Annotated in this window: 12 protein-coding genes; 3 read left to right on the top strand and 9 right to left on the bottom strand. The window is 64.0% G+C overall.

The features are described 5' to 3' along the window. From ARGLB_RS18365 to ARGLB_RS18335, 7 genes are all read right to left on the bottom strand, one after another. Positions 1–998 (bottom strand): TadA family conjugal transfer-associated ATPase (locus ARGLB_RS18365; protein WP_003805359.1); only part of this gene is annotated, 998 nt, incomplete at its 3' end. Continuing rightward, a complete protein-coding gene (locus ARGLB_RS18360; protein WP_003805358.1) occupies positions 995–2200 on the bottom strand; it encodes a CpaE/TadZ family protein in 1206 nt (401 codons plus the stop codon). The genes ARGLB_RS18360 and ARGLB_RS18365, both read right to left, overlap by 4 nt. Beyond that, positions 2197–2889, bottom strand: coding sequence for a Flp pilus assembly protein CpaB (gene cpaB / locus ARGLB_RS18355; protein WP_245531563.1), 693 nt, complete (start codon positions 2887–2889; stop codon positions 2197–2199). Before cpaB ends, ARGLB_RS18360 begins: the two co-directional genes overlap by 4 nt. 123 nt (positions 2890–3012) lie before the next feature. Continuing rightward, positions 3013–4023 carry a TadE/TadG family type IV pilus assembly protein gene (locus tag ARGLB_RS18350; protein ID WP_003805356.1) on the bottom strand — a complete coding sequence of 337 codons (1011 nt, stop codon included), beginning with the start codon at positions 4021–4023 and terminating at the stop codon, positions 3013–3015. Next, on the bottom strand, positions 4011–4415 hold the full coding sequence (locus ARGLB_RS18345) for a TadE/TadG family type IV pilus assembly protein (RefSeq protein ID WP_050934404.1): 405 nt from the start codon (positions 4413–4415) through the stop codon (positions 4011–4013). Before ARGLB_RS18345 ends, ARGLB_RS18350 begins: the two co-directional genes overlap by 13 nt. Positions 4416–4515: 100 nt before the next feature. Then, the gene (locus ARGLB_RS18340) at positions 4516–4722 is read right to left on the bottom strand and encodes a Flp family type IVb pilin (RefSeq protein WP_003805354.1); all 207 of its coding nucleotides are present in this window, start codon (positions 4720–4722) and stop codon (positions 4516–4518) included. A 271-nt stretch (positions 4723–4993) separates the two neighbouring features. Further along, positions 4994–5659: a prepilin peptidase gene (locus ARGLB_RS18335; RefSeq protein ID WP_003805352.1), complete on the bottom strand. Its 666-nt coding sequence runs from the start codon at positions 5657–5659 to the stop codon at positions 4994–4996. A gap of 305 nt (positions 5660–5964) precedes the next feature. Between ARGLB_RS18335 and rplM the strand changes: the two genes are divergently transcribed. The 3 genes from rplM (at position 5965) to glmM (ending at position 8507) form a co-directional block, all read left to right on the top strand. Beyond that, positions 5965–6408, top strand: coding sequence for a 50S ribosomal protein L13 (gene rplM / locus ARGLB_RS18330; protein WP_003805351.1), 444 nt, complete (start codon positions 5965–5967; stop codon positions 6406–6408). Positions 6409–6444: 36 nt separating this feature from the next. Further along, positions 6445–6951: a 30S ribosomal protein S9 gene (rpsI, locus tag ARGLB_RS18325; RefSeq protein WP_003805350.1), complete on the top strand. Its 507-nt coding sequence runs from the start codon at positions 6445–6447 to the stop codon at positions 6949–6951. A 197-nt stretch (positions 6952–7148) separates the two neighbouring features. Next, the gene (gene glmM / locus ARGLB_RS18320) at positions 7149–8507 is read left to right on the top strand and encodes a phosphoglucosamine mutase (protein ID WP_003805349.1); all 1359 of its coding nucleotides are present in this window, start codon (positions 7149–7151) and stop codon (positions 8505–8507) included. Between the two features lie 128 nt (positions 8508–8635). On the opposite strand, the gene mscL is transcribed toward glmM, so the two are convergent. Together mscL and ARGLB_RS18310 are read right to left on the bottom strand one after the other, a co-directional pair. After that, complete coding sequence (mscL, locus tag ARGLB_RS18315; protein WP_043419633.1) at positions 8636–9037, bottom strand: large conductance mechanosensitive channel protein MscL; 402 nt, start codon at positions 9035–9037, stop codon at positions 8636–8638. Between the two features lie 85 nt (positions 9038–9122). Then, positions 9123–10109 (bottom strand): M15 family metallopeptidase, encoded by a 987-nt coding sequence (locus ARGLB_RS18310; RefSeq protein ID WP_043419632.1) that lies wholly within the window; start codon positions 10107–10109, stop codon positions 9123–9125. Positions 10110–10113: the final 4 nt, after the last annotated feature.

Below are 10113 nucleotides of genomic sequence, written 5' to 3'. Positions count from 1 at the left end.
AGCGAGTTCCGGACCAGGTCCCGGATGGAAACCTCACCTTTGCCCTCGATGTTCTGCGGGCGGCTTTCGAGCCGGATGACGTGCTCCTGCTGAAGCTGGAGTTCCACAGCGTCCTCGATGGTCACGATCCTGTCCTCCGGGGGGATGAACCCCGACAGTACATTCAGGAGTGTGGTCTTGCCCGTGCCGGTGCCGCCGGAAACGATGATGTTCATGCGGGCCACGACGCAGGCGTGCAGGAGCTCGGCCATCTCGGGGGAGAGGCTGCCGAGGGACACGAGGTCATGGACTGTCAGCGCGTCTCGGCCGAACTTCCGGATGGTCAGCGCGGGCCCGTTCACAGCCAGCGGCGGAATGATGGCGTTGACGCGCGAGCCATCCGCGAGCCGGGCATCCACCAGCGGGGAGGATTCGTCGATGCGGCGGCCCACCTTGGACACGATGCGATCGATCACCCGGCGCAGCGCATCGTCAGAGCTGAACTTCGTATCCGTGGGCAGGATGCGGCCCTGGCGTTCAACATAGACCTGGTCATAACGATTGACCATGACCTCCGTTATGGAAGGGTCATCGAGGAACCGCTGGATGGGGCCGTGGCCCAGGACGTCGTCGATGATGTCCCGGATGAGCCGCTGCCTTTCGGGGCCGGACAGTGGAACCTGCTCCTCGTCGACGACGATCTTCAGTTCATCCCGGACAAACTGGTGAAGTTCCTCGTCCTCGAGCGTAGAGTCGGTGAGCCGTGAACCCAGCCGTTCAAAGAGCGTCTGCGTTGCCCGCTCCTTGAGGGCATTTAGGGCTTCGCTGGCAACGGAGGCGGCGGCTGGCATTTCCAGTGCTGCCGTGGCGCTCGCCGCCGAGCCCGCGGCCTGTTCCTCGTGCTTCTTGCCGAGGGTGGCGGCCGTTGGCTTGGGCTTGAAGACGTCTGCGGGCTGTGGCTTCCCGGGGCCGGGCTTGGGCTCGCCCCGGAGGTTCTGGAACCGGTCTGTGAGGTTCACTGGACTACCGCCCTTCTGTGCAGCTTTTTGTGGGGTCTTTCGTCCCAATTCGGTTTGAAGCGCTCCACCAGCTGGCGGAGCCCTTTGGCGGCCGAGTCCCGGCTGCCGTCTTGGAGGATGGGCACTCCCTTGTTAGTGGAGAAGGGCAGCGTCCTGGAGCGGGGGAGCGCAACATCCACCGGGGAGCCGATGGTGGCTTCGATGTCCTGCAGCGTGAGGCCCGCCCGGCGGTCCGTCATATTCAGCACCACGTGCCGCTTTTCCGGGAGGAGGCCGAGTTCGGCGAGGATCTGGAAGCCCGTCCTGAGGCCCCGGATACTGGGAATGTCCATGCCGCAGATCCAGACGGCATCGGTGGCCTGCTCCAGCGTCGCGAGGACGTGCTCGCCCAGGCCCGGTGCCGTGTCCACCACGATGTAGTGGAACTCCTCGCGCAGCTGGTTCAGGAGCTGGCTGACCTGTTCACCGGAAATTCGGTCCATCTCGACAGGATTCTTAGGCGCACAAAGAGCATAGATCCCGGCGGGGTGGACGGTGAGGTACGCCTTGAGGACCATGGAGTCCTGGCTGGCGGCGCCCACGACGGCATCGGTGATGGTGTGCTCCGGATCCAACATCAGGCCGCTGGCAACATCTCCGAACTGCAAGTCCAAATCGACGATCACCACACTCATCGGGGCTGACCTTCCCAGGCCGACGGCGAGATTGGTTGCCACCGTGGTCTTGCCAACCCCGCCTTTGGGGGACATGACCGCGATGACCCGTCCGCCCTCGCCGTGGTCGGCGTGCTCCGAGGCGCCCGGGGCCAAGCCGCGACGGCGGCCCGCCGCCGCGAGGCTGGCCCGCTCCAGCAGGACGCGGATAGCGTCCGGGTCGGCGGCCGGATCGAGCAGGTCCCGTACTCCTGAACGCATGGCCTGGAGTACGACTTCCTTCGTTTCCGGCACCACTAAAACCACGCTGATCTCCGGATACTGGAGGTCCATGACCGATGCCAGCTTTAGCGAGCCATCGACCGGCAGGCCCGGTCCGAGGATCAGCACCTCAGGCGGCTCACCGACGAGCTGCCGGAGGAAATCCTGCGGACTCTCGGGAAGGTAGTCCGCCTGGAACACCCGCAGCGACCCGTGCATGCCGGACACGGCCAGCTGCATTCGGCGTTCGAACTCGGCTTCCGGGGTGATGAGGACGAAGCGGCTCATCGGAACAGCCTTCCGGTGTTCACTACGCCGGATGTGCCCTCCACCGCGGTCGCCGGTTCCTTCGAGAGGTAAACGCTGCCGAACTCGGTGGCGAAGATGATCCGCTCAGCGTCGGAGGAGTTGCGGGCCACAGTAATGAGGTAGGTGTCATCCGAGTTAGAGGACTTCTTTGAGTTCAGTGAACCCTTCGAAGTGTCCTCCTCGGTTACAGTGTCTTGGGATTTTGCAGTGCTGCCGTTGCTGAACTGGGCCGCCGTGACCAGAACCTTGTGAAAGGTCAGCTGGGTTTGGCCCGACTTTGCAGCGGTGTCGTCCACGGACAGGAAGACACCAACGGTGTCGCCTGCTGCCAGGGTGCCGCCAACAACCCGCTCGATGGGAAGCTTCAGCGTGATCTCCTGCATGCCCGCGGGAACCGGTACTCGGGCCGGCCCGAGGATGGAATTGGCGTCCACCATGCGGGTGGTGAGGAGCTGCTCGCCGGGCATCAGGTCCACGGCGGCGACTTTCTGGCCAACCTGGTTCAGATCGGTCACGGCGCCGGTAGCTACGGCCAGTTTGGGTACTTCTTTGCGAACGACGGCGCCGGCAGCCTTATCGATTCCTGTACCGGCCGATATGGTTTTCTCCACCACATAGACGGATTCGGTTTCAGTGTCGGCCAGGGCGCGCTTATCCGCATTCTGCACGTAATTGACCAAAAGAACTGTCCCGATAATTGCCACCAAAAGCGCAGCAATACCTCCCACTAAACGAGCTTTCACTGGATTCCCCTTAAAGAAATGTCTATTTCGATTGTCTTTTGTATTGCCTTAATCGATGAGCTTGATGTTCACGGTTCCCAAATCCGCTCCTTCACCCGAACCCTCAAAGGCGTCAATTGACTCGAATTTGACGAACTGGCCGATAATGCAGCGGTTGTTGCCTGCCGAACAGGCCAGTGAGGCGTTCATGCCAGGATCAGTCGCTGTGTTGCGGAACTCGTACTCGTGGTTATTGCCGAACTTCCAGCCCCAGATCTTGAACGTCGCATAGCCAATGATGTGGAACTGGCCGTTTTGTCCCTGGTTGGTGGCGTCATCGAAGATGGGAAAGGCGACCTTGACCTCCCCGCCGGCAAGGATGGTGCTCTTCCAGCCACCGAGGATGGCGGCGCAGCCGCTCGGGGGATTGTTGCCCGGGTCCGAACCGATCTGATTCGTGCCGGTTTCGGTGGTTGCCTCACATGGTGAACTCTGGTCCAGCCAGCCCCATCCGCCAGGAATCTGTGTGCCTGAAGGCCCGGTGCAGGTACCACCTGGCTTGTATGAAATTTTCTGGACCTCGCCGGTCGGACTTGCTTCCGAGAGATTGAAGCAGTTGTCGGAAATCGCCAGAGGGAAGCCTTTGCCGCCTGAGGGCGGTTCGGCCGAGGCTATCGCGAAGGCGCCCACAGAGGCCGGCGGTGCATTCAATACGGCCGCGAACAGCTTGCTGAGGAAGCTGTTGCTGCCGTTTTGAGTGGTGGTTCTGACGGTGACCTGGTCGGCTACGGACAAGTCAACTTCGGATACGTTGGACTGTCCGTCGTTGGAGTTGCCGTTTGCGAGTGGTTCCGCGATCGCTTCGGCCTCCGCCTGAGCACAGCCCGTGGCATGGCAGGCTTGGGCAACCGCAATCGCGCCCGCATCGGCGCCGTTCTGGAGTTGCGCCCGCTCGGCGTAGATCTGCCCCACGTCCACGGCAAGGGCGCCGGCACCGATGATTACGAGCATCATCACCGCCACCAGCACGCCCGCCGCTCCACGTTCGCCGTCGGTGTGGTGTCGAGTCAGCCGCCGCATCGCATGGCTCCTACTCCAGTCACGGTGACGGAACTTCCGAAGATCCCCGTCAGGGTGGCCGCGGGGTAGGTGATGGTGACAGTCATGTTGTCGCCATCGGCGCAGGCGGCCGGGCTGAATGAGTAGTCGAAGTCGCCGGTACTGAGCCCGGGCGCGCCGGCGGCCGCGGCGAGGGCTGCCGCGCCCTGGTCATCCTCGATTGCCATCTCCCTGGCCGCTTCCCGTGCCGCCTGAGTGACGGAAATCTGGAGGTTATAGGCGTGAGAGAACTCGACAATTCCCGCCACCAGGGCAAGAAGGATGGGGGCAACCAGAGCGAACTCGACGGCAACTGCGCCGCGATCACTCAGGACGTGTTTTCCCCTGATGGAGCATGAACTTCTGCGTTTCACTGGACCCCTCCGCGAATAGGGACAGCTGGAATGGGAAGCGTGCCGCGTCCGCTGGGGCGAACGCGGCACGCCGGGGGAATTGGAAACTGCGAAGTGGCAGCTAGTTGGCCCAGGCTGCGACGTGTCCGCCGAGCTCCGCGAACCAAGCGCTGAGGCCGTTGCCGAACGTTGTGACGCCGGCAACGATGATGAACGCGATGAATGCCACGAGCAGCGAATATTCGGTTGCGGTGGCGCCTTTTTCGGATTCCAGCCGGTCCTTGATTCCGGAAACGAAAGCGAGAACGGAGACCATGAGAGTAGTCATTGTATTTTCCTTAAAGTTGGTGGAATAAATGCTTCGAATTCCAGCCTCCCCCATACCGCGAAAGGGCTGGCGCTTCGATAGCTAAAGAATCCACCGAAAACCGGCTCCGCAACAATGCGTAGGCCTACCCGAGTTTCCCCCCACGGAAATAAGTATTCCCCCCAAGCAGGTACTCAGGTTAGGAAAACTACAAGCACCGGACTACTTGGATGATCAAGAAATCATCAAGGTCCTTATAGGAAATTCAACGTTTCACCGGAAATCCTGGCCTTTACGATGCCAGTAAAACGGTGCCCAGTGCAGCGGCCAGCATCGAGGGTCCAAAGGCAACTTCCGAGCTCAAATTGGCGCGTTTTAGCCTAATCAAAACGACGGATAAAATCCCGCCCAGCACGAAGCCGAGGGCTCCGCCGTAGAACAGTTGGCTCCAGCCCAAGTAGCCCAAGTAAAGACCCACCGGGGCGGCAAGCTTGACGTCGCCCATGCCGATGCCGTTTGGCGAAATCAGGGCCAAAATCAGGAAAATAAAGAACAGGACGGCGGCTCCTGCCGCCGCGCGAAGCAGTTCGGCCCACTCTGCCGCGACGGAGCTGCCCAGAAAGAGGAGCGCCAGGCCGGCCGCCAGCAGCGTTAGCACGAGGGGATTCGGCAGCAAATGGTGAGCCAGGTCAATGCGGGCAAGCTGCACGCCGAGGACGGCCAGCAGAAGAAAGGCCGGCAGTGACCACTCCATCCCGAACCTCAGCGCAAGGGTGCCGCACAGCAATCCGGTGAGTGCCGCCGTCGTAATTCTTGTCCGTGCACCCGGCAATCCGCCCAGTCGGGGGAGGGTGCGGGCGATGAGGAGTTCAGCAAGCGGGCTCAGTAGAATGCCAAGGAGTCCAATGGCTACGGCAAAGAGCGGGCCGGCACTGGCGGCGATACCTGCTGACGACACATGGACTCCTGGGTGGAAGGGCCCCGGCGCTGGCGCAGGACCCCAAGCCCCCGCCGCCGGATACCCCATTTTGACCCGGGCCCGCGGTTGGCGCTATTCTTGGTAGTCGTTGTGCGTGTCCTTTCTCGATGATGCGTGCCCGCTTGGGGATCCAGTTGCAGGGTCGCTACCCAACGGGCATTTTCGGGACTAGGGGATAACTGGTCCATAGAGCCCTCACCTCTGTTCCGGTCGCGCATAGATAGTAGGCGCACCCCGCGTGACGCCTAAAACAAGAACGCCAGAACAAGAACGAGGCAAACACCGTGCGTACGTACACCCCGAAGCCCGGCGATATCAACCGCCAGTGGCACGTCATTGACGCCACCGACGTTGTCCTGGGTCGTCTTGCCAGCCAGACCGCAACACTGCTGCGCGGAAAGCACAAGCCGACCTTTGCGTCCCACATGGACATGGGCGACTTCGTCATCATCATCAACGCTGAAAAGGTTGCCCTCACCGGCGCCAAGCTGGAGCAGAAGCGCGCATACCGCCACTCCGGTTACCCGGGCGGCCTGACCTCCGTCAACTACGCGGAACTGCTTGAGTCCAACCCGGTCCGCGCCGTTGAGAAGGCCATCAAGGGCATGCTCCCGAAGAACTCCCTCGCTGCCCAGCAGCTGAGCAAGCTGAAGGTCTACCGTGGCGCCGAGCACCCCCACGCAGCCCAGCAGCCCAAGACTTTCGAAATCACCCAGGTCGCCCAGTAGTCCTGGCCACCAACACTTTTATCTACAAGGAGAACCGTGGCTCAGAACGATGAACTGACCACCGAAGCCGTTGAGGCTGAGGAAAACCTGACCAGCTACACCTCGGAAAGCGGCGCTGCTGAAGCTGCCCCGAAGAAGGAGCGCCCGGCACTGACCGTTGCCGGCGCAGCTGTTGGCCGCCGCAAGGAAGCCGTTGCACGCGTTCGCGTTGTGCCGGGCTCCGGCAAGTGGACCATCAACGGCCGCGAGCTGGATAACTACTTCCCGAACAAGCTGCACCAGCAGGACGTCAACGAGCCCTTCAAGATCCTGGATCTCGAAGGCGCCTACGACGTCATTGCCCGCATCCACGGCGGTGGCCCCTCCGGCCAGGCCGGTGCACTGCGCCTCGGCATCGCCCGTTCGCTGAACGAGATCGACGTCGAGAACAACCGCGCCACGCTGAAGAAGGCCGGCTACCTCACCCGTGACGCCCGCGTCATCGAACGTAAGAAGGCCGGTCTCAAGAAGGCACGCAAGGCTCAGCAGTACTCCAAGCGCTAAATTCGCTTGTCGAGGCGATTTCGCCTCGTTCAGAAGCCCGTTCCGCCGATTGGCGGGGCGGGCTTCTGCCGTTAAGCCCGCTTACCGCACGGGCAGTGGCGGTGAGCAGGGGAAACGTCCGCAACGCCCTTCACGGACGCCGCTCCGGGTGGGTTCAAGGCAGGGACGGGCACCTGAATCGTCTAAACTTGACCCCGATGTCTACATTATTTGGAACAGACGGTGTCCGGGGCCTGGCGAATGGCCTGCTGACTGCCGAGCTCGCAATGCAGCTGGCCCAGGCCGCCGCCGTCGTGCTTGGCCATGAACGCACCAGCGAAGGTGCGCGCCCGCGTGCCGTCGTGGCGAGGGATCCCCGCGCAAGCGGTGAGTTCATCGCCGCAGCCGTGGAAGCCGGGCTCTCCAGCTCCGGCATCGACGTCTACGACGCCGGTGTCCTGCCCACTCCGGCCGCCGCCTACCTCGTGGCAGACCTGAACGCTGACTTCGGCGTCATGATCTCCGCCTCGCACAACCCGGCTCCCGACAACGGGATCAAGTTCTTCGCCCGGGGCGGTCAGAAGCTCCCCGACGAGGTGGAGGACGCCATCGAGGCCCAGATGGGCCAGGAACCCTTCCGCCCGGTGGGCGGCGAGGTGGGCCGCATCCAGCGATTCTCCGACGCCGAGGACCGCTACATCGTCCACCTCCTGGGAACCCTCCCGCACAACCTCAACGGCCTCAAGGTGGTCCTCGACTGCGCGCACGGTGCCGCCAGTGGCTGTTCCCCCCAGGTCTTCAAGGACGCCGGCGCTGACGTCGTCGTCATTGGCGCCGAACCGGACGGCCTGAACATCAACGAGGGCGTCGGCTCCACGCACCTCGGCCCGCTCAAGGCGGCCGTGGTGGAGCACGGCGCCGACCTCGGCATTGCCCACGACGGCGACGCCGACCGCTGCCTGGCCGTGGACCACGAAGGCAACGAGGTGGACGGCGACCAGATTATGGCCATCCTGGCCGTTGCCCTGAAGAAGGCCGGCAAGCTCACGGACAACGTCCTTGTGGCCACCGTGATGAGCAACCTCGGCCTCAAGATCGCGCTCCGCGACGCGGGCATCGCCATCCGCGAGACGGGCGTGGGGGACCGCTACGTGCTGGAGCAAATGCGCGACGGCGGCTACAACCTGGGCGGCGAACAGTCCGGGCACGTGATCCTCGCCGACTACGCCACCACCGGCGACGGCGTGCTGACCGGCCTGCAGCTGGCTGCACAGGTGGCCCTGACGGGCCGCCCGCTCAAGGAGCTCGCCACGATCATGACCAAGCTGCCCCAGGTCCTCATCAACGTGAAGGACGTGGACCGGAGCCGGGTCAAGGGCGACGAGACGCTGGCTGCAGCCGTCAAGGCAGCCGAAGCCGAACTGGGTGAGACCGGCCGCGTGCTCCTGCGCCCCTCCGGCACCGAGCCCGTTGTGCGCGTCATGGTGGAGGCCGGCGACCAGCAGACCGCCCAGGTCATCGCCGAACGCCTCGCCCAGGTCGTGAAGACCCAGCTGGCGCTGCAACTCGTCGACTGAATTTCGCACCGTACTGCAAAAGCAGCCCGCCTCCGTGACGGAGGCGGGCTGCTTTTTTGCTGGCCCTGGGGGCCATTCGCTGGCCGCTGTCGTTCCCTGGCCTTCAGGCCGGGCGTCTCCGGCCGGCGCTATTTGGCCGCCTGGTTCTGCTCCTGCAGGGCGTCGCGGATTTCCTTCAGCAGGGCTATCTGCGGATCCTCGGCCGCTTCCTTCTTGGTGTCCTGCCCGATGCCCAGCTTGCGGTTACGGTGCTCGATCAGCCGGTTCATCGGGGCGACGATGACGAAGTAGAGCGCGGAGGCAACCAGCAGGAAGTTGACCACGGCGGTAAGCAGCACACCGAACCGGACGTCGCCGAACGCCAGGAAATCATCAAAGTTCGGCTCTCCGACCAGCAACGAGATCAGCGGCATCAGGACACTCTTGACCAGCGCATCCACCACGGCGCTGAACGCTGAACCGATGACCACCGCCACGGCCAGGTCAATGACGTTTCCCTTGAGAATGAACTTTTTGAATCCACTAAGCATGCCAACCAAATTACCGCACCCTGTTTACGGGACGGTTCACCGGACGTTGACCGGCCAGCGGCGCGCAGGCAGCAGCGCCCCGGCGTCAGCGGTAACCGGGAGCGGCCGCCAGGCCGAAATACTGCTCGAGGGTGGCGATGCCGCGCTTCCGCATGTCCGTGGCCGCCGCCACACCGATGTATCGCAGATGCCACGATTCGTAGAAGTATCCGGTGATGGCGTGCTGCATCCACGGATACCGCACCACGAAGCCGAAGCGGTGCGCGTTCGCCTTGGCCCAGACGGCTGCGGGCTGCTCGGCGAAGCAGGGCTGGAAGCTGCAGGCGCCGCCGCCGTCGCCGATGTCGAACGACCATCCTGTCTGGTGTTCGGAATAGCCCGGCCGGGCCGAGGCGGTGTCCGCTGCGGCACGCCCCTGGGAGCTCACCCAGCCGTTGTACGTGACGGTCTGGGTCGCGTAGGACCGGTAGCCGCTCGCCAGCGTCATGGTGACGCCGTCCGCCGCTGCCGCGGCGAACATCCGTTCTGCGGCAGCCGCCGTCGTGCGGTTCAGCTGGGCCGCCTCGCCGGAGACGGCGAGGGCCACGCGAGGCTGGACCAGATCGGCCGGAACGTAGTTGGCCGGCCTGAGCGGGCGGTGCTTGTTGACGATCACCCAGGGGCTGGCGGGGGCGGTCAGCGAGTACTGCTTGGCCAGGCGTGAAGCGGCCGACGGCGGGGCTGCCGCCGCCGTCGTCGTCGCCGTCGCGGACGGCGACTTTGCGGACGCGCTGGCCGACGACGAAGCGGAGGCCGCCGGGGAAGCCGGGACGGACGCCTTGGCAGAGCTGCCGGCGGACGCCGAGCCGGACCCCGGGGTGGACGGGGCCGGCGAGGCCGTGCCGGAAGTACTCGAGGTTGTGCCCGAGGCGGTCGAACCGGTTCCCGGAGCGTCCGGTGCAGGGCCGGGGGTGCAGGCCGCCAGGGCCGACATGCCGGCGCCGGTCATGAGCAGCCGCGCCACTGCACGGCGCGTGGGGCGTGGTCCGGGCTGGGCATCGGCGGAAGGCTCCGGAGAGCAGTTGCAGCACATGCGT

Origin of the sequence: Arthrobacter globiformis NBRC 12137 (genome assembly GCF_000238915.1) — a bacterium.
GTDB lineage: Bacteria > Actinomycetota > Actinomycetes > Actinomycetales > Micrococcaceae > Arthrobacter > Arthrobacter globiformis.
This window is presented reverse-complemented; position numbering and strand designations above follow the sequence as displayed.